The organism is Mycobacterium florentinum, assembly GCF_010730355.1.
Lineage (GTDB): Bacteria > Actinomycetota > Actinomycetes > Mycobacteriales > Mycobacteriaceae > Mycobacterium > Mycobacterium florentinum.
In genome coordinates, this window is record NZ_AP022576.1 from 2,570,213 (window position 1) to 2,595,774 (window position 25,562).

Genomic DNA, 25,562 nt, shown 5'->3' on the forward strand with positions numbered 1-25,562 from the left:
GTGGGTGTGTAGCGGTGGAACCTAAGGGATCGATTCTGCTGGTCTATTTCGTCGCCGACGAGTCTGGCTCCATGGGCCACAATATCGGCGACCTCAACGACGGCCTGGCCTCACTGCACGACGCCCTACAACGAGAATCATTCGCCGCAGCCAAAGTCCGACTCTCGGTGATCGGGTTCTCCGACACCGCCTTCACCTACCTCGAACCCGCCGATCTGCGCTTCCTGCAAGGCATGCCGGTGCTAACAGCGCAAAGCCTGACCTCCTATGCCGCAGCCTTCGACCAACTGTCCTACCGCATCAGCGTCGATGTCCCCAGCCTCAAAGCCCAGGGCTACACCGTGCACCGGCCCGCGGTGTTCTTCTTGACCGACGGCCTGCCCAACGGCAACGAAGACTGGCGCGCAGTACGCGCCCGACTGCTCGCCCAGCCCGCGGCCCCCAACATCTTGGCCTTCGGCATCGGAGACGCCGACGCAGCCACCGTCAGCGAGCTGGCCACCAAACCCCACTTCGCGTTCGTCGCCGCCCGCGGCGTCGACACCGGCGCGGCGATCTCCGAATTCCTCACCTCCCTGACCCAATCGGTCATCAGCTCCGGACAAGCCCTCGCCTCGGGCTCAGCAGAACTGCAATTCGAAAAGCCAGAAGGCTTCACCCTCGCCGTCGACATCGTCTAACCACACCCGCCACCATGGCCTCGTTCCCGCACAGGCGGAAGGACAAAGTACCTCGCGATCAGGAGGATCCCGCGAGGTCTCGACACCGGCGTCGGACGGGCGGCCGGTCGGTGCCGGTGCCCCCGCCGCCTCCTCCCGCACCTGCCCCGGCGGGGCCGCCCCCGCCTGCGCCGCCCCCACCGAGTACGGGCTCACCGGCAGTTGGCATGCCGGGCGGCGTCGCCGAAGTCGTCGGTTCTGCCGTGGTCCCACAGATCGTGATTGGTGCACCCTCTCCGAGTGTCGAGCCATCCGTGATCTCCCCCGAGTATCGTTCACTGCCGTTTCGCCCCGACGTGGTAATCGACGGTTGGTCCAACGACTACCTGACTGTGCGTGGGGTATCGCAGCGTGGGCATCTGCACCGCTACAACGGCGCACCGCGGCAGGACGATTTCGTGATGCACAATCTGCCCGATGGCCGCGTGATCGTCGTTGTCGCCGACGGTGTTTCGGCGGCGCCGCAATCGCATATCGGCGCGAGCACTGCCACGAAACAAGCCGCCGACTGGCTGCACGCCAACCTCCGCTACGACCTCGCGAACTTCGATTGGCTGCCCCTACTCAAGAGCACCGCATGGGCACTGAACGAGCGCGCCCAGGCCCTCCTCGGCCTCGACGCACCGGACCCCGTCCGCGCCGAGGAACAACTCGCGACCACGTTGGTCTGCGCGGTGATCGAGCCCACCGGGGCGCATACCGTGCGCGCCCACTTGATCAGTGCCGGTGATTCGGATGCATGGCTACTATCCGCGGGTCACTACATGGAGTTGCTCGCCGGCAAGACTGATTCTCCCTCCGGGATCGCCTCGTCGGCCGTGGTGGGATTGCCTCGCGTACCAGCCGAAGTGGCGCCGGTCGTGGTCGACATGGGATACAACGACGTGCTATTGATCGCCACCGACGGGATTGGTGATCCCCTCGGAACGGGACAAGGTGGAGTGGGCAACCTATTTCGTGAGGTGTTAGGCAGGCCGTCGCCGCCTTCCCTCATCGAGTTCGCCCACGCCGTCGACTTCAGCCGCGAAACATTCGACGACGACCGAACTTTGGTCGCGGTATGGCCAAGGAGAGAAGCACCGCCTCAAGCGGGGACACGCCAGGCGGCTCGCCCCCGTAGTCAAGTGGAAGGTCTTCAATGACAGGGCAGGTAATCGCGCGCGACAAACTGGGTGTGCTGACCAAGATCGGGCAGGGCGGCCAGGGCGTGGTCTATCGCGCGCCCAACGTCAAGACAAAGTTCGCGACGTCGATGGTCTACAAGGAGTACAAAACCCAGACCCAAGCCGAAATCGACTTCACCGCGCTGGCCGCGATGCCGGCCCTAGTCGAAGACTCTCTGACGTACGCCCAAGCCGAACGACTAGTCTCGATCGCCGCGTGGCCGTGTGCTCTCGTCGAAGACAGTGGCAAGACAACGGGATTCGTCATGCCCGCCATATCTGATCAGTTCTTTATCCCGATGACAACGGCGAAAGGAACCTCCACCACCACGGCCGAGTTCCAACACTTACTGAACCACTCGACGGTACTGGAAGCCCGCGGCATTAATATCAGTGTTGCACAACGCTATACACTGCTGCGCGAAGTCGCCTCGACGTTGACGTTTCTGCACGAACACGGCGTGTGCGTCGGCGATATCTCACCAAAGAACCTGTTGTTTTCGCTTGAACCTCGCGAGGCCATCTACTTCATTGACTGCGACGCCATGCGCATCAACGGAACCTCGGCGCTGCGCCAAGTCGAAACGCCCGGATGGGGCGTGCCTTCCGGTGAGGAACTGGCCACCATCTACTCCGACACCTACAAGCTCGGGCTGCTGGCGCTCCGGCTGCTCGCCGGTGACCAGAACACCCAAAACCCCCAACACCTGCCGACGAGCACCCCCAGCCTACTGCGTCAGATCATCACCGACACACTCAAACCTCAAGCAGAAGCCCGTCCCCTGCCTCAAGCATGGACCTATGTCCTCGGCCACGCCGTCGAGGAAGCTCAACACCAAACACTCACTGCAGCAGCAGCATCCACCAGCATTGCGCTAGAGCCCCCGCCGACACCGGTCGTGCACTCGCGACCACCGGCAGGCGGCAAACGCGCTCAGCCCGTGGCATCCCCCGCATACTCTCAGCCCCCGTTCAGCCAGCCACCACCGATGAGCGCACCCCCATCGCAGCGCTCCACGACGAACGCCTGGCCGTTCGTGGCGCTGGCCGGCGTCATCGCCGTCGTAATCATCGCGGCCGTGGTGCTGGTCAACGCGCTCAAGTCCAGCCCCAGCAATAGCAATTCATCATTCAACGCCCAGACCACCACCTCCAGCTACTCGGACACGTATTCCAGTTACGCGTCGTCGCCAACGCCGACAACGACGGCGACACGCACGTTTTCCATGCCGAGCGATTTACTTTCGGGGCCCGACTTCAACGGCGACCCCAACTGTGTGAATGGCGAGCCGCTGCCCAACCACCCGGGCGGCAGGGTCGGACCAAAGTCCTACGGGGCCAACGGCGGTAAAACGTCGTGCGCCTTTGCGTTCTCCGTGGGGCGGGCGTATTGGGACACTAATCCCACACCCGGACCAGACCCGCAACGCGTAGTCGCGGCCGGCACCGTGGCGTGCACCTTTGTCCAGCAGAGCCATCCGAATGTTCAGTGCTCCGGCAACAACTTCGTCATGTACTGCTCAATCGAAAGCGGCGACAACTGGATCACTTGCAGGGGCGGCAACGATGCGGTTGTCTACATCTTCTAAACGAGAGCCCGCCCGTTGGATGAGATGACGTTTGGGCGTTACCGTCTGCTGTCGGTGATCGGCCGCGGTGGCATGGGCAACGTCTACAAGGCCCGCGACACCGTGATCCCTCGCGATGTCGCTATCAAGGTCTTGTCCAACGACCTGGGTGCCGATCCCGACTATCAAGAGCGGTTCCGTCGCGAAGCCCTCGCCGCTGGTCGGCTCAACGAACCCCACATCATTTCTATATACGACACCGGGGAGATCGATGGCCGGCTTTATCTGGTGATGCCCGTTGTCGAAGGTGTGGACCTAGATGAACTCCTCCGGCGGGATGGGCCGATGAGGCCGCAGCGCGCAGTCCGAATGGTCGAGCAGTTGGCTGACGCTCTACACGCCGCCCATTCGGCCGGACTGGTGCACCGCGACGTCAAGCCCTCGAACGCGCTGGTGACCGCGAACGACCATGTCTACCTTATTGACTTTGGCATTGCTCATGACGCTGCGGCCCCGAAAATAACGCGAACCGGCGAGATGTTCGGCAGCTTTGGTTACATGGCACCGGAGCGATTCGATATCGATGCCGGTCCACCGGACGCCAGTGCCGACATCTATGCGCTGGCTTGTGTGTTCTATGAGTGCCTCACCGCCTCTCAGCCCTACCCGGGAACCCCGCAGCAGCAATACAGCGGGCACGTGAACCTTGATCCGCCGAAGCCCACTCGGCTCGTTAGCATTCCCGCAGAGTTTGACGAAGTCATTGCCCGCGGCATGGCCAAAGATCCCCGCGAACGCTATGCGAGCGCGTACGACTTATCCGCTGCCGCCCAGCGCGCGCTGCGCGGCAGGTCCAACGAAGCGAAAGTTGTAATCGATCCGATCAGGTCGGCGGCCCCACCCACCCGTCATCACAATCGGGTGCCACCCGCTCCCCCAAGCACGCGGCAACATATGCAAACCACTCCCCCGGCTCCGTTTCACGCGAGGCCTGATGCCGCTGCGCCCGCACAGCGGAGCCGGCAGCGCCGACGGCTCAGTGGCCCATTGATTGCCGGCATCGTTGTCTTGGTCGTGGTCGTTCTCGGCATCACAAGCTATCTCCTGCAACCGAACTCGAACTCACCCGCATCCCAGGCCCCCGCCCCGCAGGCCCCGCAAGGGCCGGGGGCGGCGGGGCAATCGGCAAACCCTTCGGGGCGGCAGCCCGCGCTACCGTTCACCGGCCTCAACAGGCCAGGCGGCATCGCGGTCGACGGCGCCGGCGATGTCTACGTCACCGACGGCGGTAACGATCGGGTGTTGGAGCTGACGACGGGGGCGAGCGCTCCGACCGAACTGCCATTCGCTGGGTTGGGTAACCCGACCGGTGTCGCAGTGGATACCGCCCGCACCGTTTACGTCACCAACGTCGGCAACAATCGAATACTGAAGCTGGCGGCGGGCTCGACCAGCACAGTCGAGCTCCCGATCACCGGCCTCAACGGCCCACAAGCAGTTGCGGTCGACAACGCCGGGAACCTCTATATCGCCGCCGGCAATCGGGTCCTGAAACTTCCGGCGGGATCCAGCAACACCGTGGACTTGGCATTCACCGGTCTCAATGGCGCGACAGGCGTGGCAGTGGACAATGCGGGCGGGGTCTACGTGACCGACAGCGGCAATAATCGTGTGCTGAAACTAACGGCCGGCTCGGCCCAGAGTCTGCCGTTCACCGGCCTGAACAAACCGGACGGCGTAGCGGTGGACACCGGCAGCAATGTCTACGTGGTCGACAGCGGTAACAATCGTGTGCTGAAACTGCCCGCAAACGCGTCCGCGCCAACAGCCTTGTCGTCCAACAACTTTAAGAACCCTGGTGGCGTGGCGGTCGACGCGGCCGGCAACGTCTACGTCGCTGACACAGGAAACAACCGAGTGGTGAAACTCGCGGCAGGCTGAGGCCCCCGGAGCCCGCCGGACATTCATCCGCTCTTTTTCTTGGCCAAGGCGTCTACGCAGCCCTGAATCCACTCCTGCTGATTGAGACCCTGCGCCTGGTTCGTTGCCCAGGAGCCACAAACCGTGGTGGACCCCATCAAGCCAGCTTGGGTTTGTACCAAACTATTGCCGTCGGCGAAGTTGAACCCCTTGTTGTAGGAGTCGCTGTGGCCGAACGAGCCGCCGCAGGCGGTCAGAACGGCGGCAGTAAGCAGGCCAACCGCAGCAAGAACGTTCTTCACTAGCTCAATCCTTTCGTCGGGCAGTCACGAGCAAACGTTGAGGCGGGCGGCTTGCAGAATTCTTGTAACCGAAGAAATTCGCCGACTTCGCTGCACACCAACATGTTTGGCCCGCGATACCGCGGCACATGACGAGCAATTGCGGCCAGAATCCGGCGTGCCGGTGTCGTCATGTGCAGGGCTGCAAGGATTTTGCAAGCCGCCGGCCATACCGTCACTGCGTTCACTGACGTCACCAGATAACGCTGACGCCTTATGGCAAGGGAGAACAAGAATGTCCGATTTGTCGCCGCCCATCGGCAGGCCCCGGTACACCCTCGAAAAGGTAGACGTCCTAACGCAAGACGCGGCTGTAGTCGAGTTGACTCCCTGTCATATCGAGGTTCAGCTGCCACCTGCGACCCTGATTACTGAACAAGCAGTCATCTTCAGCACGGCGGCCGCCACCGCAAAAGTCCGGCCGACGCATTGGTGGACCCGCGCAGTTCGTACTGCCATTGCGGCCACGGCCCGTATCTTCATGATCGCGCCAGCGGACGCCCGGCCAACGCAACACCACTATCCAAGGCGCGACGGCATACTCGAAGACTCCCGCCTGGAACGCGAGATGCACCGGCTATGACTACTTTCGTCGTTTTTTGCGTCGCTGCCACAGTGATGGCGATCGGCATTCCTTACTTGCAGTCTTGGCTGGAGCGCTGGGACTATGACCGTCATTTTGAAGATTGAGGAGCTCGCCGTCACCACAAAATAGAATCGACGTACCCTTCGGACCCGCCGCGCTTGCCGCGTCTGGGTGAGTCCAGCTATGCCAACAGGTCGTGTGGCGTCAGAATGAGACCCTGATGTCGCCAACGCCACGGAGGCATACCTCGCCATGGACGCAACACGACTTAGGTTCGGACTTTTGGGGCCGCTGCTGGTTACCACGGGAGACCAGACCATTGAGTTGGGCTCACCCAAACAGCGTGCTGTGTTGGCCATGCTGTTGATCAACCGGAATCGTGCGGTCGGCACCGAGTCGCTGATTGACGCGACCTGGGACCAATCGCCGGTACCGGCGGCACGCACCAGCATCCACTCCTATGTGTCACACCTGCGCCGGCGACTAGCCGTCGCAGGTGCCGACCCTAACGCCGTGTTGGCCAGCGCGCCGCCCGGGTATCGACTCGGCGTGCCTGATGGCGACTGCGATCTGGACCGGTTCATCACCGACAAGACCGCAGGCATCCAGGCTGCGGCCGCCGGACGATTCGAACAGGCCAGCCACCATCTGCTGGAAGCGCTCCACCAATGGCGCGGGCCGGCGCTGGATGACTTACGCAACTTCGCATTCGTTGAGGCGTTCGCCACCGCGCTCGCGGAGGACCACATGTTGGTTCACGTCGCCCGCGCGGAAGCCGAAATCGCTTGCGGGCGGGCCAATGCCATTATTGGCGAACTCGAAGCGCTAGCGGCCGCTCATCCCTATCACGAACCGCTCTGGGCGCAGTTGATCAGTGCCTATTACGTTGCCGAACGCCAGTCCGACGCCCTGGACGCCTACCGGCGACTGAAAGCGGTGCTGGCCGAGGATCTGGGCATCGACCCCGGCCCTACACTCATCGCCTTGCACGCACGAATCCTGCGCCAGGAACGCTTGGATACCAAGCAGTCCGCCAAGACCACCGCGGCCGGTGCCATGGCTTTCGCGCGCGCCGGCTCCGGCCGCCTGTTGGTTGACGCTGCTTTGCGCGATGCCACCGGACGGCAGTATCCGCTGCGAGGTGCAATGACCCAGATCGGACGCCTTCCCGACAACGACATCGTCCTGCACGATGACGATGTCAGCAGACACCACGCCGTAATCTTGGATAACGGAGGCACTTTCACCATTACGGATCTACGATCGGCCAACGGCGTGGAAGTTGGGCACCGCCCACTCACGCGCAGTGTCACGCTCGCCGATGGCGACGTCATCGGTATCTGCGGCCACCAGTTCACCTTCGAGATCCGGCGCCCCCAGTAGTCGTAAGGAAGGCTGTAGCCCTTCCCTAGCCCGCAGCCGCAACCCCATTTCCCGGGCTTCAAGAATTCTGCAAGTCGACCGCCGAAGTCTATGTGCTGACGGCAACGCGTCGCTGCATCCGCTTGAATTTGCATGCACGAGGGATGGGAAATGAGCAACACATTCTTGGAACAGCTGAAATATGACGTCGCTTATCGGACGATCCGTAGTTACCAGTGGATCCTCAGATGCATCGGGGACATTACCGAGATTGCGACGAATATTACCTGGAGAAACGGTGATAAATAAACTGCAGGCAAGATGCTATCTTGGCCTAGGAATTATCAATATTGGTCGCCTATTGGCGGCATCAGTCGGCGGCGCTCTAGTCGACAGGGCATTGCACCCCATCGATACCTACCATGAAATCCAGAAACGGCGGGCCATCAGCGCGGAGCGGACACTTGAGCCCAGCCTTCCCGAGCATGAACAGAGAAACACTAATGGATCCGCGACGGGCTGAGCTTTACCTTCGTCATATTCGCGAGGGCGGAGCGAAGATTGCGGATTTTCTCACTGCCCGGCCCGATATAGATCCCGATTTTATTGAGGATCTGCCCGCTCGACACGAAGCGGAACTAGAGCGACATATTTCTGACCTGAAGATCACCCAGCAGATTGAGCGGGATGTGTTAGCGATCGAGGAGGAATAGGATGAGTGCCGGGGTTTCGAACTCAAGTGTAAATCGTCGGGAGCAAGAAGCGGTCACCAATTGCCTCAAGGCGACGGGCGGCTCGTGGACTGCCGTGCCGCCCGATTATGCAAATTTTTCTCGCGCCGAGGTTCTGAAAAAGCTCGAACAGGTGCGGGACGCTGTGCTCGCCGAAACGAACGCTCCGAGAGCCGAAGTAGAAGCGGCGCACGACAGGAGCCAATACTTCGTCGAAAGTTCCTTCGACTTCTATGAGCGCAAAAAGGATCTCGGACGAAGGATCGAGCGTGCGTTCGTGGTGCCGGTACGTTCCACCCGACTCGATCACGACCACGGAACAGAAGGCAGCGGGTACGCGAGCGAGTCGACGCCGTTTTGCCCGCTGCTGGATCCAGCCCGATTTGGTGTATCGTCCGAAATCCGCATGCGGACCATATATGGCCTGCCCCCCACCATCCTCGATACGTATTTACGAAGTCCGAATGACAACGAGACGGGGGCGCTTGTCTTGGCACCAGTGTATGCAGATATGGCGCGCGATATATGGTCGAACCCTACAGATGCCGGGCAATCGCGCGAGCTGGCTCGCATCGTCGAGCGGTTGCTGTTCAAGACGGCCGAGTTCGCGCATCATTCATTAGGCGCCAATTTGATTGGTCTGGGGGCGACGCTGCCGCTATTGACAGATTTTGGCGATTCGCTCAAACGCGTCGACCACATGAGGCGACTTACGACGACGACAGGACACGGCGGAACCGTCCATATGCTCGCCAAAACGACGATCGAAGTGATGAAGCAATCCGGCGTCGAGGACCGCGGCACCATTGGAGTTATCGGAGCCGCGGGCTCAATTGGATGGTCAAGCGTCCAGGCCCTCAAGACGATGCTCCCTGATCACAAGTTCGAGGTATTCGACAGACGCGTAGAACGACTGCGGACCCTCCTGGCCGCCGACGCGGATTCCGGCAGGATGAGGCTCAACGAATGCCTTGCGGACGTCTTCAACAACAGCGCCTACATCGTGTGCGCGATCACGGACAAGCTGGACATGATGTCGTCTGAATTCGACGCCGTCGACTTCTCGAACATCAGGGTCATTGACGACAGTCAGCCTGGCGCAATCGACCGAGTCCAAATGGAAAGCCTTGGCGGTCAAGTTTTTTGGGTAGCAGGCAAGGATGCCAGCGCGAATAGATTCATGACACGCGATGGCTACTACACCGAAGGCGTCCCTTACAACTACGGCGACAGCTCCGGCTTACACGGACAGTCCACTGAATTCGCCTGTGGACTCGAAGCTGCGGTCATCGCAGCATGCGGCGACACCAGCAAGGCCGTCAACAAGCGCGTGGTGTACCAGGATGTACAGATCATCGGACATCTCTTTGATGAGTACGGCATCGAAGTCGCAGATTTCCAATCCTTTGGCAGACCGGTCGATATCCGGTGACCGTTGGGTCGGGACTACCGCACCTTCGCGGAGATCTGGTGGGCGATGCTGACCGCGGAACCGGGAGGGCCGGCGCAGGTGGCGACATCTATCGCGACGTTTGCGGCTACGGTCAACGCCCGCTCGCAGGACTGAAGGACGCCGGCGGGCGTAACGGTGGCGCTAAGGGTGCCGTCGTTGTTAGTGACCGGCCCTACGGTATGCATCTGCGAATTACCATTCATGGCAATGACGAATTGGCGTCCTGAGCAGGTCATCCAGCTCTTGATCGAGGCGGTGAAGAAAGAACTCGCACCTTGAGCGGAAGGGAATAACACGACCGCCTGATTGACGGCGTTTTGTTGAGGCTTTTGGGCAACCTCCGCGCGCATGGCGCTCCATCCACTCCCCGCATACACCTCGGCTTGCACCGCGTAAGCCAGGGCCAGACACGCCCGATCCGGCACACGGCTGCTGAAGTCCGGCATCGTCGTCATGGTGCCGACCGCACTCATGCCCGTCGAGTCCATCGCGGCGTTGATCGCATCGATGCCGAGCAGCAACCCGTTCAGCGCATTCGGGGGCAACGGGGGCAGTTCGGGCGTGCTGGCGGTCGAGCTTGGGGGTTGTGCGGGTGCCGACGAGTGCCGGTGTAACACAAGATAACCCGTGATAGCGATGAAACCGCACACCACGACCGCAACCGTCGCGGCGATCGCGGCAATCAGACCCGGTCGACGACGCGGCTGCGGTGTCGTCAACGGCTGGAGGGGCTGTGGGGTTTGCTCGAAATCCGGACGGAGTGCGGGCTGCGGGTGCCGGTATCTGGTAGCCGCCGCCGGGTCGGGACGCGCTATTGATGGGGCGGGTGGCGGCGCAGCCCCCGTGGTCGGCCGGCGAATCGGATCGGTGATCGCAGCGCGGGCGGCGTCGGCGAGCGCGATCGTGGTGTCATAGCGCTGACCGGGGTCCTTGGCCATGCCGGTCGCGATCACCTCATCGACGGGCTGCGGCACGGTGGGTTCAGTGATCGAGGGTCTTGGCGGTGGGTCCTGCAGATGCGCGAGGGCTTGGCTTTCGAAAGAGTCGCCCTGAAACGGCTGGCATCCGGTGAGGCATTCATACAGCACACAGGCCAACGCATAAATGTCTGCGCGGGCATCGACCTCGCCCTTCCTCAGACGTTCGGGTGACATATAAGCCCAGGTGCCAATCGCGGGATCGCCGGTGCCGGTCAGATTTCTCTGCCCGGTATTGCGCGCGATGCCAAAGTCGATCAGATAAGCGAAGTCGTCCTCGTCGAGCAGAATGTTCGATGGTTTGACGTCGCGGTGCACCAGGCCAATCTTGTGTGCGGCATTCAGCGCTTTGGCGACTTGTTCGATGATGCGCACCGTCCGGGTCGCGGACAGCGGCCCGTCACTGAGTATGGTCTGCAGGTCGCGGCCTTCAATGAACCGCATATCAACATAGAGACGTCCGTCAATTTCACCGTAACTATGGATGGGAATGACATGCGGATCGTTTAGCCGTCCTGCCGCATGAGCTTCGATTCGGAAACGCTGCTGAAACTCGTCATCCTCAGACAGATGTGCTGCCAAGACCTTGATCGCAACGATCCGATCGGTAAACGTGTCGTAGGCCCGCCACACCACCCCCATGCCGCCGCGGCCCAGTAACTCAATCAACCGGTAGCGGCCAAACGGGGTGCCGTCCACGTCAGCTTCGTCGGCGCCCATGGTCCAACACGATAAGCCCGGCGCCGTCAAGGCACCTATCGGAAATGCCGACCGCCCTGGGCTTCCCGGCAAGAATCCTGCAGGCTCTTCGTCTCAACCTGCGATTCGGTGTGACTGCGGAGGACAGTCCGTAAAAGAGAGTTGCAAAACAAAACACCCCCGACCATTTCGGCCGGGGGTGTTTCGTACTGCTCGGTTAGTGGTGGTGATGACCGTGGCCGTGGCCGTGGTCGTCTTCCTCGGTGGCCGGCTTCTCGACGACCGCCGTCTCGGTGGTGCTAGATTTAAGCCATGTCTATACAGGCAAAACGTGCTCTCCTCATCATCCGCTTGTCCGAGGTCACCCACGTTGCCGAAGGCTAAGGCCGAATGTCTGGACTGCGGCGTCCAATTTGACCCCAGGCCGAGTGGCCACGGGAAAGCGCGAAGCCGCTGTGAGCGGCACACGCGCCAGTACACAGCGATGTTGAAACGCGCCAGGAGGATGCTGCGGCGGGCGCAAGAATTCGGTGTCAAAGCCGAACTCGTTATTCCAGAGAAGGTCTTTACTCGCGATAACTGGATCTGCCACGTATGCGGGAAGAAAATTCCGCTGCGGTCTAGGTCGTTGCATAATCGCACATCCACGCACGAGTACGATCCGCTATCCCCCTCAATTGACCACATTATTCCGCACAGTGCGGGCGGCCCTCATACCTACGACAACTGCGCCACCGCCCACCGTCGATGCAACTCTTTCAAGAATTCCGAACTGAACTATGTTCACGATGATCCCAATCGGAAACGTCGGCTTACGCGCAAACTTCCTCTGAATGTCGAAGCCGTCAGGGCTCGGTTGAAGCTCCAAACCATACCGCAGGAGGTATCAGAACGTGGACGCCAGCTTTATGGACTGACGGACGATTGCCTGATCTGGACGGGGACCAAACCAAACGCCAGGGGCTATGCCGCCATGTATTTGATTGGCGGGAAGGCTCGACTTATTCATAGGGTGGCCTATGAGGTAATTCATGGTGAGGGATCGGCCGAAGGCCTCACAGTCGATCATCTGTGTGGCGTTCCACTGTGCTGCAATGTCAACCACTTGGAGGCGGTGTCGAACGAAGAGAACGTGAGGCGAAGATCACTCTGGATCACTCATTGCGTCAATGGCCATAAATTCACCGAAGAGAACACATACTATTTTCACACGGACGGCCATCGGCGTTGCCGTCAATGCAACCGGGACGCCTACCATCTAAAAACGCTCGGCCACGAATTCGTACTAGACGAGGAGAACGCACCCGCCAAGCGGGCACGCTGTCTAACCTGCCGGCTGGAGAGGGAATCCACACCACAGTTCTGCCCCTATGGTCACGAATACACGGCGGACAATGATAACGACAAGCGCGATAAACAAGGCAAGCGAGTCTGCAATCAGTGCCGCCGCAACAAGCATCATCTTGAGCAATTCAACCACGAGTTCGTAATTGACAGCTCAAACCCAAGCCTGAAGCGGCAGCGGTGCTTGATCTGTTACAACGCCACCGAGAACGCCACACACTGTCCCCGCGGCCACGAGTATACAGAATTCACGATTGAGTACTCCGTGGATGGCTATCGTAAATGCGCGCAGTGTCGACTCGACCTTCTGCATTACCCCAGCTATGGGCATAATTTCGAGATGGATACCAGCTACACCGGAAAGAAGCGCCGGTGTCTTGAATGCGTGAAGAGAAAGCAGGCGTCAATATCAACCCACTGCAAAAATGGGCATGAATTGACCCCTGAAGTCACGACTTATCACGCCACGCGAGGAAATCGTATTTGCGTTCTATGTGAACTCAACCGCACGCATGTGCCCGCAACGGGACACGAGTTTGTCATCGACGTCAACCACACCGGGCAACTGCGTCGCTGCTTGACATGCAAACAACAAAAGGCAGCGAGTCGGACCCACTGCGCTAATGGACATAAGTTCACTCCAGACACGACCTATTACCACACCTACACCGGCAAACCGCGCTGCGTAATATGCAAAATGAACTATAAACATGTGCCGCAATTTGGTCACGAGTACATGATCTACCAAACTGCCAACGGCAGGCGCTGCCTGACTTGTTTTGAAGACGAGCAAAAGAGAGCTCGAATGCCATGACCGACCAAACCAGACGAGCACTGATCGTCACTCGCCTATCCAAGGTCAGCGACGCTACGACCTCACCGGAACGCCAACGTGAGATCTGCGAGGAACTGTGCCAGCAGCGCGGGTACGAGGTTGTGGGCATCGCCGAAGACCTCGACGTGTCGGGGTCTGTGGACCCGTTCAACCGGAGGAAACGGCCGAACCTGGCTAGGTGGCTTGCGAACGAAGAACAGCCGTTCGACCTGCTCGTGGCGTACCGAGTAGATCGGTTCACGCGGTCCATCCGGCACCTACAGCAACTCGTCAACTGGGCTGACGACCACGGCAAGCTCGTAGTGTCTGCGACCGAAGCACACTTCGATACCACGTCGCCGTTCGCCGCCGTGGTCATCGCGCTTATGGGCACCGTGGCACAGATGGAGTTGGAGGCGATCAGCGAACGGAACGCTTCGAAGTCCCGCCGTGACATCAAGCTCGGTAAGTACCGGGGATCAACACCTCCGTGGGGATACCTCCCCGAGAAGGTCGATGGCGTCTGGCGGCTGTTACAGGACAAAGCGCAGGTCGACATTATCGAGGAGGTAGTTCGTCGCCTACTCGATCACCACCAGCCGATGCAACGGATCGCCCACGACCTCACCCGTCGCGGCGTCCTCACTCCGAAAGACCACTTCGCCCGACATCGCGGCCGGAAGGTCGAAGGCCGCGAATGGAGTGTTACCCAACTCAAGCGGTCACTGCTCAGTGAGACGATGTTGGGCTACGCCATGTCAGGTGGCGAGCCCGTACGTAACGACGACGGATCGCCCGTCATCCGGTCTGAGCCCATCCTCACCCGCGAACAGTTTGACGCCTTGCGGGTGGAACTCGAGAACAGATCGAGACGAGGTGAACCCAGCAGAGCGTCATCCTCATTGCTGTTACGGGTGATCTACTGCGGAATGCCGTGCTCCCACAAGCAAGGCGACGAAGACTCCCCCGGCGACTGCACCGGCGTCTGCGGTGAGCCCGTCTATAAGTTCAACGGCGGCAGCCATAGCCAGTTCCCTCGGTATCGATGCCGCACGATGACGAAAGCGCACAAGTGCGGGAACCGGACGATCCGCACCGACGAGATAGACAGGGTGGTCGAACATACGGTTCTGACGCTCCTGGGAGAATCCGAACGCCTTGAGCGAGTGTGGGATTCGGGTTGTGACAACTCCACCGAGCTATCCGATGTAGAAGCTGAACTGTCGGACATCACGGGAATCGTCGGCACGGGCCCGTACAAGGCCGGTACCCCGTTGCGCGCTCAGCTCGACGCTCGGATCGCGGGGCTGACTGCCCGCTACGAAACACTGTCTTCAGAGGTTGTAAAGCCATCCGGTTGGTCGTGGCAGGGCACCGGCGAGCAGTTCTCCGATTGGTGGGAGCGCCAAGACACCGAGGGCAAGAACATCTGGCTCCGGGCGATGAACGTCCGCATCGAGTACGACCGCGATCAGATCCGGATAGACGCAGGCGATCTGACCGAGATGGCGCGTCAAGTCAGTGCCGCCGGGCCGATAGCCGACATGCTGGAATTGTTCCAGACCATGAGAGACAACAACATTCAAGGAATCACACGGCAACTGGACGGCACTCTGGCGCCGACGCCGTGTGGCACCGATCGAAGCAATTCAACCGAGCACGCTCTAGAACTCCGAAGGCCGTAACTTCTATGCCGCCGAAGAAGTACTTGAAGTTCTACGTCGGCCGCAATTGTGTCGTGGTTCCTGGACGTGGCAGAACCAAAGCAGTCCGTAAAGACTGCGGCGGTTGGTCTAGTTATCAGACTCAGTGGTATCAGAGCAAGCTCACCGGAAACGCGATGCTCAAGAACGGCACGGGTGGTTTGCTTGTTGTTGACATAGACCCGAAGAATGGCGGATCGGTGGAATCGTTGCGGCGCAGATTCCCGGACCTGCTCGACACTAGGACGGTCCAGACGGTCACACCGCACCCTGACGGCTTCGGGGTGCACCTGATCTACACCATTCCCGACGATGTCCGGGTGGCCACGAATCGCCGACTCGGTGTCGGCATAGACGTTCCGCATTGGGCGATGCTGCCGGGGAGCAAGTTCGTAGGCGACGACGGCATCGAGCGGATGTACGAGTTGATCGACGACCGCGAGCCAGCTGCCGCACCCCCGGGGTTGATTGCGGCTGTAGACAAGGGCGTCAAGGACGAGTTGCTCGACAATGAATCGCCGTCTTACATCGACCCCGACGATTCTGTTGGGTTGGTGGACGCACTCGTCAAGAAGTTCGCCAACGCATACGCAGGGGAACGCAACGAGACGTTTGTTCAAGTCGCTCCGACCGTGATCCGGCTCAAAGGTGAGGAGGGCGCGGACATGCTCAGGAACGCCTATACAGGCGATGACGACGGTTGGCTTGAGAGCGCGCTCAGTAGCGCGCTGACCAAGTACGACGGGAGTAGCGCACCCAGCCGTGTCGTTCGTACCGAGTCGCCGTACATCTCCGGTGCACTGGCGCAGACGATGCAGTCGGCGCTGTACGGTAAGTGGCCGGGTGCTGGCGGTGCCAGCGACCGCAGGGTGTTCGTCGGGGTGACCCAGCTGTGTTTGAACACCGGGATGATGCATTGGCCGGCTAGCGTCAGGACGCTCGCGTTGGTGGCTGGTCTTGAACCGAAGACCGTCAGCAAGGCAGTGGCTCGACTGGTGAAATCGGGGCGTCTGTACGCCGTAGAAACCGATGACGGCGGGACACCCGACTACGCCCCAATACCGGGGGAATTGACCACAGTATTGGTTAGTAAGGGAATGCCCCTAGGCATTCCTGTAGTAGATCCACTTCATGATGTGTGGATGAGTGACGGCCTTACGGGCCGTCATGGTCAAGTGTTCGACTTGGTGAGCGTGGGCATCACCCGCGCGAACGACATCGCCAAAGCAGGGGGCATGGGATACGACACAGCGCGTGATGCGCTGTCGAAGCTGGTGAATGTTGGGTTGCTACTCAGGCAGGGCACGGTCTACACCGTGCCTGCAGGCGTGGTTGAGATTGCAGGTCGATTGGCAGATGAGCTAGGCGGCACCGACCGCCGCGAGAAGTTGGCTTCCCGGGTACTTGAGGAACGGCTCCGTCCACGTGGTGATGCCGCTCCCGCTCCGGCTGTCGCAGACGACAACAGCGACGACGACTTGCGTGACTTCCATGAGCAGGAGCTGCTGCGGCAGCTTGGCCTGATCTAGCGGGCCGTCAGCCCGCGTTGTTGTAAACGGTTTGGCGGGAAACCCCGAACTCTTTGGCGAGCGCGGTGACGGACTCACCCGCCGCCATGCGTCCACGCAGAACCTTGACCTGTTCATCGGTGAGGGCTGCTTTCCGGCCCTTGTAGACGCCTTTGGCTTTGGCGATGGCGATGCCCTCGCGCTGGCGTTCGAGGATCATCGATCGCTCGAACTCAGCGACGGCTCCCAGCATCGTCAACATCAGGTTGTTCATGGGTGAGTCATCACCGGCGAACGTCAACGACTCTTTGACGAACTCGACCTTGACACCCTGGCCGGTGAGTTCCCGGACGATCCGGCGCAGGTCTTCGACGTTGCGTGCGAGACGGTCCATAGAGTGCACGACGAGCGTGTCGCCCTCGCGTACGTATTCGATGGCACGGGCCAACTCAGGCCGGTCGGTGTTCTTGCCGCTGGCATGGTCGGTGAACACCTTGTCCAGCTCCACCCCGTCGAGCTGACGACCCGTGTTCTGGTCAACCGTGCTGACTCGCTGGTATCCGATGCGCTGACCCAACTCCGTCTCCCTCACTCAGTCCGTACTGTCCAAATAGACTCTAAGGAGTTGGCGTACACCTGTCAATCAATGCCGCATAAGACCCTAATTTGACGCTGTAGCGGTTAGTGTCGCTTGCCCAACACGGGTGTAGACCAGATGGACATTCCACTTCGGCTCGGACTCAGGCGGCAAACAACGCGGCGAAACAGGATGACGAAGAGTACGGTGGCTCTATGCACGGCTATCAGGAGCTGACGGAGGAAGCCGCTTTCGAGGGCCTTCTGGGAAGAACGTACCCTTGGCTGCCTCGAATGGAACTTCGTCGTGCTTCCGAATTCCTTGTCACGCACATGGACAAGCTTTGTCTAGATGACAGCCCGGAATTCACTCCGGAACTGATGGCGCAGGCGGAAGAAATGGGTCTTGCGTTCGCCGCCGAGTTCAACCTGTCTGCGCCGAACTTGGGGACCTCTCCGTCGGCCCGCGGTCTCCTGCAACGCCTAGCGGTCGACGCGTTGCACAAGGTCGGTATCGGGCGCTAGAGAAGCGACCGCCGTTGAGCACTGCCGGAACTGGCGCGGGTGGTCGCCGCATCCCGGCCCAGCCGGCAGAAAGTCATGCCGAAAAAATTCGTAGAGCTTGGCGGTCCGTTCCACGGGCGACAAAAGTTCTAATTTCGTGGGTGATTTTGTTTGTCTTCGTCGGGTTGGGGCTATTTGTCTGGGTGACTGTCCTCGGGGGTGTGGCGATCGCATTCAACATTCTCACCCAGCATGAGTCGCCTATCCGATCAGGCCTGGGCCCAGCCGGCATGCTGCTTTCGTCGTTCGGATTCTTCGTAGCCCCAGCCATAATTGGCGCGCTGGTCGGCGCGGTATACGTAAGCGCGAGCCAGCCTTCTCCACGCTCGATCGGAAAGCGGATGGAACACATTGAATCGAAGTTGCGTCCGCGGCAGAGCGGCAGGTAGTGCACATGCGTCGACTTGGGGAGTTGTTGGATGAAGGCACCGACACTGAGAAGACATTTGCTGACAGGCTGCTACGCAAGCTGGCGATCGACGGATTTATATGGAATAGAACTTGGCGTCGGGGCGAGGACATTTGGGAGAGGACGGTGCAAATGTTCATTGACCTCGGAAAGCCCAATCCAGAGGTTCGTGCGATGGTTCTCCTGACCGCATGGATGACGGGGGATCCAGACCCGGAGGGATTCGGGCCCATCATTGATCCGTAGGGTGCCCGACACCGGAGGCTCCTGTCTACGGCAGGCATGAGTGCTGGACTACTCCAGGGGGTATACCCCCGCCCCCGCTGTCACGACCGGAATTGGGAAAGTGCTACTGGGCGCGAGGCGACGCGACGGGGGCCGTCCAGATGTCGAAAAGAGCTGTCGGGACTTTGCAAGGTCTCCCGACAAACCCGCTCACCATTAAGCTTGCGATCGACGCCCTCGCGGCGGTAGTCATGGACCTCTCGAACGCCGGCGAGTCGGTCGAGTACATCGAGGGATTCGCTAAAATGGTAACCGCCCTCATCCTGTCAGTCGATGTCGCTGGAGCAAGTGACGACCTTCGCTCATTCGCATTCGACAGAGCCAAATCGGTTCGAGCCTTTCTCAAGAAGCGCACCGAATACATGGCGGTTCGAGCGATCCAACAAGCTGTGGAGGCTCTGAATGGATTTATTGCGCTAGATACCAGCGGAACTGTCGGCATGCAGGATTTGGTTGATGAAGTCAATGACCTCATAGAAGCAAGCAATTACGCCGCTGTCAAAGAGATGATCCCGACCCTTCTTGAAGGTTCTAACGACTATGATCGCCTCACTATCGAATCCATACAGGTGATCGCACAATTGCACTTGAGCGAGTTCGACGCAGCCGGCGCGGGCATCGATCGCCTTTTGGCTTTCCAGATGCATCAGGACTACATGGCAACGCCCCTAATGCAGGGTTTGGGAAAGATACATCAAGTACTCACGGCGCTGAGCGCGAATCTCCCCCCGGCGCTGTCTGCGCGGATCCGGCCGGTTTACGCTCGGACCATGCAGCTGTGGGCGCTGGTAGAGAGCCGATCGAGCCGGAAGCCCGGCGGCGAATAGCTTTCTATTTCGCTCGCCTGGGAAAAAGGTCGCATCACCCGGGCTACTTTGAGCATCGAAGAAGGAATTCGCGCGGGTTGCTCAACTAGTCGCTCCAAGAAGTCGTCGTCTACGCCGTCAAAGGACTCGACCTGGGGAGTTGTTTCGTGGACACCGCGCTTCAAAATCACCTGGACCGCCATACCCCACGGGCTATCTGCGCCGAACCTCGGGAACTCGCCTTCCTTGGAAGGGGCATTCACTCGACCCCATCCCGTTCGCGGAGGTTCTGAAAGCGCTCCTGCAGCAGCTTCTCGATCTCCTCGGGCATCTCCTCGGTCGGCCATTCGTCCATGTCGAGTTGCCGCACCTGCCAAAGCCTTTCGCGGCGGCGCTCGGAAGGCCAGGGTAGGTCGTCATCCCCTTCGACCACTGAAGCTTCATCGGCGGGAACATGCTCACCGGCATCTTCGATTGCCCTCTTGAGCGCCTCGTTCACGCGAGCAAGCCAGGCGACGACACGCGATAGCGGTACGTCGCTGACGAATACTTCTTTGTTGGTCGCACTGATCTGCCCTGGCACCCGATCGGGATATTCGTTCGCAAAGGCGGCCGCTGACCGCCCGCCGACTTCATCCCAGTGCTCGGCGATATTCCGTGTCAGTTCGAACAGTCGCTCGTCAGTCATCTCGGGCCGCACGTCGGCTGGCAGACGATCCTGAGCACGCAGCACGTTGCGGACGGCGACGAAGAACAAGTCGAGTTCATTCGCCACCTGGGCAATCAGTGCGAAAGTGGGGACGCGGATCGGGCGGTGTGAATCGTGTGGGCCGTAGCCATCGTAGTGGCCCTCTCGCCAAGATCGTGCGTGGTCGGTGTCCTCGTTCAGTTGGGCGCGCGAACGCGCGGCCTCCACTGCCCTCATCCAGTCCTGAACGATCGCTTCTAACCGGGTGGCTTGCATCCAGGAGCCCTCGACCCAGCGCAGGCCAGCATGCCATATCGTCAGGTCGTCAGCCGGAACCGCACTGTTTGGCACAACACACCTCCCATAGCCGACGGTGCGAAGGCTTGGAGCCGAAGGGCCGGGCTTTGTCTCCGGACCCGGCCCTCCGAACTCAGTAGAACTTAGTGGTGGTGATGATGGCCATGGCCATGGCCGTGGTCATCATCTTCTTGGCTTACTTTTTCGACGACCGCCGTCTCGGTGGTCAGCACCATGCGGGCCACCGACGCCGCGTTCAGCACCGCCGACCGGGTGACCTTCACCGGATCGATGACACCCTGTTTGATCAGGTCGCCGTACTCCAGCGTCGCGGCGTTCAGGCCCTGCCCCGCGGACAGCTCACGGACCTTGCTGATCGCGACCGCACCGTCGAGCCCGGCGTTGGAAGCGATCCAGTACAGCGGCGCGGTGAGAGCGTCGGCGAACACGCTGACGCCCGTGGCCTCGTCGCCTTTCAGCGATTTTCGCAGCTTCTCCAACACCTCGCCGGCCTGGATGAGCGCCGATCCGCCACCCGCGACGATGCCCTCCTCGACGGCGGCCTTGGCTGCCGCGACGGCGTCCTCGACGCTTTCCTTGCGCTCCTTGAGCGCAGTCTCGGTGGCGGCACCCACCTTGATCACGGCCACGCCGCCGGCCAGCTTGGCCACCCGCTCCTGGAGTTTCTCGCGATCCCATTCCGAATCGCTGTTCTCGATCTCGGCACGCAGCTGCTTGACACGCTTTTCCACCGCGTCCTTCGCGCCGCCGCCCTCGACGATGATGGTGTCGTCCTTGCTGACCACCACGCGCCGGGCCGAGCCCAGCACATCGGTGCCCACCTCGCGTAGCACCAGACCGGCATCGGGATTGACCACCTGGCCACCCGTCACGATCGCCAGGTCCTCGAGGAAGGCCTTGCGCCGGTCGCCGAAGAACGGCGACTTGACCGCAACCGCCTTGAGGGTCTTGCGAATGGAGTTCACCACCAGCGTCGCCAATGCTTCACCCTCGATGTCCTCGGCGATGATCAGCAGTGGCTTGCCCGATTCGGCTACTTTTTCGAGCATCGGAAGCAGGTCGGGCAGCGAGCTGATCTTCTCCTGGTGCAGCAGGATCAGCGGGTCATCGAGCACGGCCTCCTGCGAATCGAAGTCGGTCACGAAGTACGCCGATAGGAAGCCCTTGTCGAAGCCGACGCCCTCGGTGAATTCCAGCTCGGTGTTCATCGTCGACGATTCTTCGACGCTGACGACGCCGTCGGTGCCGACCTTGCTCATCGCCTCGCCGACCAATTCACCGATCACCTCGTCGCGCGAGGAGACGGTCGCTACCTGCGCAATGCCCTCCTTGCCCGACACCGGGATGGCCGCGGCCAGCAGCGCCTCGGACACCGCGTCGGCGGCCTTGCTGATGCCGGAGCCCAGCGAGATCGGGTTGGCGCCCGCGGCCACCTGCCGCAGGCCGGCCTTGATCAGCGCTTGCGCCAGCACAGTCGCTGTGGTGGTGCCGTCGCCGGCGACGTCGTTGGTCTTGGTGGCCACCGACTTCACCAGCTGGGCACCCAGGTTCTCGAACGGGTCGTCCAGGTCGATCTCACGCGCGACGGTGACGCCGTCGTTGGTGATCGTCGGCCCACCGAACGCCTTGGCCAGCACCACGTGCCGGCCGCGCGGGCCCAGCGTTACGCGCACCGCGTCGGCGAGCTTGTTCACGCCGGCCTCGATACCGCGACGCGCGGTTTCGTCGTACTCAATAAGTTTGCTCATCAGGCTCCTTTAACGCGTGCCGCCCCGGAAATCACCCGTGCTTGCGCACGGGGATCGCCGGGGCGGGACACGGTTGTTTACTTGGAAACGACAGCCAGCACGTCGCGTGCCGACAGGATCAAGTACTCCTCGCCGTTGTACTTGATCTCGGTGCCGCCGTACTTGCTGTAGATGACGGTGTCACCCTCCGACACGTCGAGCGGGATCCGCTTGTCGCCATCCTCGTCCCACCGGCCAGGGCCGACTGCGACGACGGTGCCTTCTTGCGGCTTCTCCTTGGCGGTGTCAGGAATGACCAGACCGGACGCGGTCGTGGTCTCGGCCTCGTTGGCCTGCACGAGAATCTTGTCCTCGAGTGGCTTGATCTTCACCTTCGCCACGATTGGAGCCTCCACTATTTGGATCGGGTCCGGGACGTGCGCCCGGACTGGAGTTGGCGGTCGATTCGAGGCTTGCCCGAAACGTCCATTTACCAGATGTTTCGGCATTCGGCCGTGCCCTTGGGCCGTCGTCGCGGGAGCCGACACAAGGGATCGTCCGATTGCCACCTAGCACTCTATACACGAGAGTGCTAGCACTCAAGGCCGCCCTCCTGCTTCCCGCGGATTTACGCTCTCAGCTCAGCCAACCTGGCCTTTTATCACCGGCAGCCCCGGGTCGCTGGCCACGTCCAACGGTGACGGCGCCGCGCCCGCGGCAACCAGGTGCGCGGCGAACGACGCGATCATCGCGCCGTTGTCGGTGCAGAGCCGTGGCCTGGGGATACGCAGCGTCAGGCCCGCCTCGGCGCAGCTTTGGGTGGCCAGCTCCCGCAGCCGCGAGTTGGCGGCCACTCCCCCGGCGATCAGCAGGGTCCCCACCCCGAGCCCGGTGGCCGCGCGCACCGCCTTCATGGTCAGCACGTCGGCGACGGCTTCCTGGAATCCGGCGGCAATGTCGCCCGCGGCGGCGTCGGGATTGCTCTCCACGTAGCGCGCGACGGCCGTCTTGAGCCCGGAGAAGCTGAAGGTATGCGGGTCGTCTCGCGGGCCAGTCATGCCGCGCGGGAACACTGGGATCTCCGCGGCCTCCCGGCCGCAGGTGCGGGCCAGCTCGTCGAGCACCCGGCCGCCCGGATAGCCCAGCCCCAGCAGCCGCGCGACCTTGTCGTACGCCTCGCCCGCGGCGTCGTCGACGGTGCTGCCCAGCTCCAGGATCGGCTCGCCGAGCGAGCGCACATGCAGCAGATGCGTGTGTCCACCGGACACCAGCAGCGCCACACACTCGGGCAACGGCCCATGCTCGTACACGTCGGCGGCCAGGTGCCCGCCCAGATGGTTCACCGCGTAGAACGGCACCCCCCACGCGGCCGAATACGCTTTAGCCGCAGCCACTCCCACCAACAGGGCACCGGCCAGCCCGGGCCCGATAGTGGCCGCGACGACGTCCGGCCTCTCCAGTCCGGCGACCTGCAGCGCACGGCGCATGGCCGGACCGAGCGCCTCCAGGTGTGCGCGGGAAGCGATTTCGGGGACCACGCCGCCGAACCGGACATGCTCGTCGACGCTGGACGCCACCTCGTCGGCCAGCAGGGTGACGGTGCCGTCGGCGTCGAGTCGTGCGATGCCGACTCCTGTTTCGTCGCAAGAGGTTTCGATGGCCAAAATGTTTGTCATCCCACGGCTCCCCCACAAGCGGGAGGTGCCCCCACCCGCCGCATCGTGTACGCGTCCGCGCCGCTGACGCGGTAGTAGCGCTTGCGCAGGCCGATCTGCTCGAAACCCACACTGATGTAGAGCGCGATGGCCGCCTCGTTGTCGGTGCGGACCTCCAGGTAGACGACACCGCCGTCGGCGAACTCGAGCAGCTCGCCGAGCAGCAGCCGGCCGATACCCCGGCCCTGGTACTGCGGGTCGACGCCGATGGTGTGCACCTCGTATTCGAACGGCGGGGTGCGGCCCAACCGGGAAATGCCGGCATAGCCGACGAGGATGCCCGCGGTGCGTGCGCCCACGTAATGGTTGTGGGCACTGGCCAATTCGCGGTTGAACGCCGCCGCGGGCCAGGGGTCGTCGCCGTCGAACAGCTGGGCTTCCAACTCCGCGCACCGCTGAGCGTCGGCGCGGGTCAGGACGCCGATCGTCACGGGCTCGCCGCAGGCCGTCATGGGCGGGCCGCCAGGGGTTTGGCGTCGGGCCGGCGCAGATACAACGCCACCAACGGCTGCGGGCCGGCGGACCAGTCGGACACGGCGGCCACCAACCCGGCCGGCGTCGGGTGGACGGGCTCGCAAACCGGCAGTCCGAACAGCACCGCGTGTGCGGGCGAACCGGCGACCGCTTGGGCCGCGCCGCGGTCGACGCCGGCGGGGGCGTTGACCGCCGGGCCGGCCGTGCGGACCCCGTCGCGGTAGCGGGCCCAGTAGACCTCGCGGCGGCGGGCGTCGGTGACCACCAAGGTGTCGCCGGTGGTCAGCGCTCCGATGGCGTCCAGGCTGCACACGCCGTGCACCGGGATGCCCAGCGCATGCCCATAGGCGGCTGCGGTGGCGATCCCGGCCCGCAGACCAGTGAACGGGCCCGGGCCACAGCCGACCACGACGGCGTCGAGGTCGGTCATCGTCAGCCCGGCATCGTCCAGCGCGGCGAGCACGTTGGGGGTGAGCCGTTCGGCGTGGGCGCGGGCGTCGACGGTGACCTGCTGGGCCAGCACGGTGTGATCGGACAACCGCACAATGCCCGCCGTCACCGCGGGCGTCGCGGTGTCCAGCGTGAGGATCAGATTCACGAGCGGCCCCACTCCCAGGTCGCGATCCGCACGTCGGAGTGGCTGACCCGCTCCAGCCGGATGTCGAGATGACGTTCGGAGAGCCGCTCGGCAAGACCCTCGCCCCACTCGACCACGACGACCGCGTCCTCGAGATCGGTGTCGAGATCCAGTGAATCGAGTTCGCCGAGCAGGTCGGTGCCCTGGTGGTCCAGCAGCCGGTAGACGTCGACGTGAATCATCGTCGGTGCGCCTGCCTGTCGCGGCGGGTGCACCCGGGCCAACACGTACGTCGGCGACGTGACCGGGCCGTCGACATCCATTGCCGCGGCAATTCCCTTGGCCAGCACGGTCTTTCCCGCTCCGAGCGGACCGGAGAGCACCACGACGTCACCGGCGCGCAGCTGCTGTCCGAGCTGCGCGCCGAGCGCAATCGTGTCCTCGACGCGATCGCAGGTCGCCGTGCCTGATCCTGTTCGCCGCGGCGATCGCAAGCCCGGCGCAGCCGGGTGCAGCGAGTCGCCGCCATCCACTC

Annotated in this window: 22 protein-coding genes; 12 read left to right on the forward strand and 10 right to left on the reverse strand. The window is 61.9% G+C overall.

The window, feature by feature from the left end; translation table 11 throughout:
• The first annotated feature begins 14 nt into the window (after positions 1–14).
• The 4 genes from G6N55_RS11985 (at position 15) to G6N55_RS12000 (ending at position 5,391) form a co-directional block, all read left to right on the forward strand.
• Complete coding sequence (locus tag G6N55_RS11985) at positions 15–680, forward strand: vWA domain-containing protein (protein ID WP_197747398.1); 666 nt, start codon at positions 15–17, stop codon at positions 678–680.
• 206 nt (positions 681–886) lie between these two features.
• Positions 887–1,861, forward strand: coding sequence for a protein phosphatase 2C domain-containing protein (locus G6N55_RS11990; protein WP_085224406.1), 975 nt, complete (start codon positions 887–889; stop codon positions 1,859–1,861).
• A gap of 32 nt (positions 1,862–1,893) precedes the next feature.
• Positions 1,894–3,471, forward strand: a complete 1,578-nt coding sequence (locus G6N55_RS11995; protein ID WP_163667327.1) for a protein kinase family protein — start codon at positions 1,894–1,896, stop codon at positions 3,469–3,471.
• A 24-nt stretch (positions 3,472–3,495) separates the two neighbouring features.
• A complete protein-coding gene (locus G6N55_RS12000; protein ID WP_085224613.1) occupies positions 3,496–5,391 on the forward strand; it encodes a serine/threonine-protein kinase PknD in 1,896 nt (631 codons plus the stop codon).
• A gap of 23 nt (positions 5,392–5,414) precedes the next feature.
• On the opposite strand, the gene G6N55_RS12005 is transcribed toward G6N55_RS12000, so the two are convergent.
• Positions 5,415–5,672 (reverse strand): hypothetical protein, encoded by a 258-nt coding sequence (locus G6N55_RS12005; protein ID WP_085224410.1) that lies wholly within the window; start codon positions 5,670–5,672, stop codon positions 5,415–5,417.
• Between the two features lie 877 nt (positions 5,673–6,549).
• Between G6N55_RS12005 and G6N55_RS12010 the strand changes: the two genes are divergently transcribed.
• The 3 genes from G6N55_RS12010 to G6N55_RS12020 all read left to right on the forward strand — a co-directional run bounded on the left by G6N55_RS12010 (position 6,550) and on the right by G6N55_RS12020 (position 9,822).
• Positions 6,550–7,680 (forward strand): BTAD domain-containing putative transcriptional regulator, encoded by a 1,131-nt coding sequence (locus G6N55_RS12010; protein WP_085224414.1) that lies wholly within the window; start codon positions 6,550–6,552, stop codon positions 7,678–7,680.
• Positions 7,681–8,144: 464 nt separating this feature from the next.
• Complete coding sequence (locus G6N55_RS12015; RefSeq protein WP_139826982.1) at positions 8,145–8,372, forward strand: hypothetical protein; 228 nt, start codon at positions 8,145–8,147, stop codon at positions 8,370–8,372.
• 1 nt (position 8,373) lies between these two features.
• Positions 8,374–9,822, forward strand: a complete 1,449-nt coding sequence (locus G6N55_RS12020; RefSeq protein ID WP_139826983.1) for a hypothetical protein — start codon at positions 8,374–8,376, stop codon at positions 9,820–9,822.
• A gap of 14 nt (positions 9,823–9,836) precedes the next feature.
• Here G6N55_RS12020 and G6N55_RS12025 read toward each other — a convergent pair whose 3' ends face one another.
• Entirely contained in the window at positions 9,837–11,540 is a 1,704-nt protein-coding gene (locus G6N55_RS12025) for a serine/threonine-protein kinase PknH/PknJ (RefSeq protein WP_085224422.1), read from the reverse strand.
• Between the two features lie 463 nt (positions 11,541–12,003).
• Here G6N55_RS12025 and G6N55_RS12030 point away from each other — a divergent pair, with 463 nt between their 5' ends.
• From G6N55_RS12030 to G6N55_RS12040, 3 genes are read left to right on the forward strand one after another with little or no spacing between them, the layout of a single operon-like run.
• Positions 12,004–13,677 (forward strand): HNH endonuclease, encoded by a 1,674-nt coding sequence (locus G6N55_RS12030; RefSeq protein ID WP_163667330.1) that lies wholly within the window; start codon positions 12,004–12,006, stop codon positions 13,675–13,677.
• Positions 13,674–15,362: a recombinase family protein gene (locus G6N55_RS12035; protein ID WP_085224427.1), complete on the forward strand. Its 1,689-nt coding sequence runs from the start codon at positions 13,674–13,676 to the stop codon at positions 15,360–15,362. The genes G6N55_RS12030 and G6N55_RS12035 overlap by 4 nt, the downstream gene beginning before the upstream one ends.
• Before the next feature lie 5 nt (positions 15,363–15,367).
• A complete protein-coding gene (locus tag G6N55_RS12040; RefSeq protein WP_085224429.1) occupies positions 15,368–16,909 on the forward strand; it encodes a bifunctional DNA primase/polymerase in 1,542 nt (513 codons plus the stop codon).
• 7 nt (positions 16,910–16,916) lie between these two features.
• On the opposite strand, the gene G6N55_RS12045 is transcribed toward G6N55_RS12040, so the two are convergent.
• Positions 16,917–17,465 carry a recombinase family protein gene (locus tag G6N55_RS12045; RefSeq protein WP_232078985.1) on the reverse strand — a complete coding sequence of 183 codons (549 nt, stop codon included), beginning with the start codon at positions 17,463–17,465 and terminating at the stop codon, positions 16,917–16,919.
• 215 nt (positions 17,466–17,680) lie between these two features.
• Between G6N55_RS12045 and G6N55_RS12050 the strand changes: the two genes are divergently transcribed.
• On the forward strand, positions 17,681–17,989 hold the full coding sequence (locus tag G6N55_RS12050) for a hypothetical protein (protein ID WP_085224433.1): 309 nt from the start codon (positions 17,681–17,683) through the stop codon (positions 17,987–17,989).
• Between the two features lie 924 nt (positions 17,990–18,913).
• Positions 18,914–19,549 carry a hypothetical protein gene (locus G6N55_RS12055; RefSeq protein WP_139826985.1) on the forward strand — a complete coding sequence of 212 codons (636 nt, stop codon included), beginning with the start codon at positions 18,914–18,916 and terminating at the stop codon, positions 19,547–19,549.
• 238 nt (positions 19,550–19,787) lie between these two features.
• Here the strand turns inward: G6N55_RS12055 and G6N55_RS12060 are convergent, their stop codons facing one another.
• From G6N55_RS12060 to tsaE, 7 genes are all read right to left on the reverse strand, one after another.
• Entirely contained in the window at positions 19,788–20,567 is a 780-nt protein-coding gene (locus G6N55_RS12060; protein WP_139826986.1) for a hypothetical protein, read from the reverse strand.
• 89 nt (positions 20,568–20,656) lie between these two features.
• Positions 20,657–22,282: a chaperonin GroEL gene (gene groL, locus G6N55_RS12065; RefSeq protein ID WP_085224442.1), complete on the reverse strand. Its 1,626-nt coding sequence runs from the start codon at positions 22,280–22,282 to the stop codon at positions 20,657–20,659.
• Positions 22,283–22,359: 77 nt separating this feature from the next.
• Positions 22,360–22,662 carry a co-chaperone GroES gene (gene groES / locus G6N55_RS12070; protein WP_036466886.1) on the reverse strand — a complete coding sequence of 101 codons (303 nt, stop codon included), beginning with the start codon at positions 22,660–22,662 and terminating at the stop codon, positions 22,360–22,362.
• A 240-nt stretch (positions 22,663–22,902) separates the two neighbouring features.
• Positions 22,903–23,937, reverse strand: coding sequence for a tRNA (adenosine(37)-N6)-threonylcarbamoyltransferase complex transferase subunit TsaD (gene tsaD, locus G6N55_RS12075; RefSeq protein WP_085224444.1), 1,035 nt, complete (start codon positions 23,935–23,937; stop codon positions 22,903–22,905).
• The gene (gene rimI, locus G6N55_RS12080; RefSeq protein WP_085224446.1) at positions 23,934–24,428 is read right to left on the reverse strand and encodes a ribosomal protein S18-alanine N-acetyltransferase; all 495 of its coding nucleotides are present in this window, start codon (positions 24,426–24,428) and stop codon (positions 23,934–23,936) included. Before rimI ends, tsaD begins: the two co-directional genes overlap by 4 nt.
• Positions 24,425–25,048: a tRNA (adenosine(37)-N6)-threonylcarbamoyltransferase complex dimerization subunit type 1 TsaB gene (gene tsaB, locus G6N55_RS12085; protein WP_085224616.1), complete on the reverse strand. Its 624-nt coding sequence runs from the start codon at positions 25,046–25,048 to the stop codon at positions 24,425–24,427. The genes rimI and tsaB overlap by 4 nt, the downstream gene beginning before the upstream one ends.
• Positions 25,045–25,542, reverse strand: a complete 498-nt coding sequence (tsaE, locus tag G6N55_RS12090) for a tRNA (adenosine(37)-N6)-threonylcarbamoyltransferase complex ATPase subunit type 1 TsaE (protein ID WP_139826992.1) — start codon at positions 25,540–25,542, stop codon at positions 25,045–25,047. Before tsaE ends, tsaB begins: the two co-directional genes overlap by 4 nt.
• Between the last annotated feature and the right edge of the window lie 20 nt (positions 25,543–25,562).

Coding starts and splice junctions, on each gene's coding strand:
- G6N55_RS11990 (WP_085224406.1), top strand. CDS start 887: ATGCCGGGCGGCGTCGCCGAAGTCGTCGGTTCTGCCGTGGTCCCACAG.
- G6N55_RS12000 (WP_085224613.1), top strand. CDS start 3,496: ATGACGTTTGGGCGTTACCGTCTGCTGTCGGTGATCGGCCGCGGTGGC.
- G6N55_RS12010 (WP_085224414.1), top strand. CDS start 6,550: ATGGACGCAACACGACTTAGGTTCGGACTTTTGGGGCCGCTGCTGGTT.
- G6N55_RS12015 (WP_139826982.1), top strand. CDS start 8,145: ATGAACAGAGAAACACTAATGGATCCGCGACGGGCTGAGCTTTACCTT.
- G6N55_RS12020 (WP_139826983.1), top strand. CDS start 8,374: ATGAGTGCCGGGGTTTCGAACTCAAGTGTAAATCGTCGGGAGCAAGAA.
- G6N55_RS12025 (WP_085224422.1), bottom strand. CDS start 11,540: ATGGGCGCCGACGAAGCTGACGTGGACGGCACCCCGTTTGGCCGCTAC.
- G6N55_RS12030 (WP_163667330.1), top strand. CDS start 12,004: ATGTTGAAACGCGCCAGGAGGATGCTGCGGCGGGCGCAAGAATTCGGT.
- G6N55_RS12035 (WP_085224427.1), top strand. CDS start 13,674: ATGACCGACCAAACCAGACGAGCACTGATCGTCACTCGCCTATCCAAG.
- G6N55_RS12040 (WP_085224429.1), top strand. CDS start 15,368: ATGCCGCCGAAGAAGTACTTGAAGTTCTACGTCGGCCGCAATTGTGTC.
- G6N55_RS12050 (WP_085224433.1), top strand. CDS start 17,681: ATGCACGGCTATCAGGAGCTGACGGAGGAAGCCGCTTTCGAGGGCCTT.
- G6N55_RS12055 (WP_139826985.1), top strand. CDS start 18,914: ATGGACCTCTCGAACGCCGGCGAGTCGGTCGAGTACATCGAGGGATTC.
- groL (WP_085224442.1), bottom strand. CDS start 22,282: ATGAGCAAACTTATTGAGTACGACGAAACCGCGCGTCGCGGTATCGAG.
- tsaD (WP_085224444.1), bottom strand. CDS start 23,937: ATGACAAACATTTTGGCCATCGAAACCTCTTGCGACGAAACAGGAGTC.
- rimI (WP_085224446.1), bottom strand. CDS start 24,428: ATGACGGCCTGCGGCGAGCCCGTGACGATCGGCGTCCTGACCCGCGCC.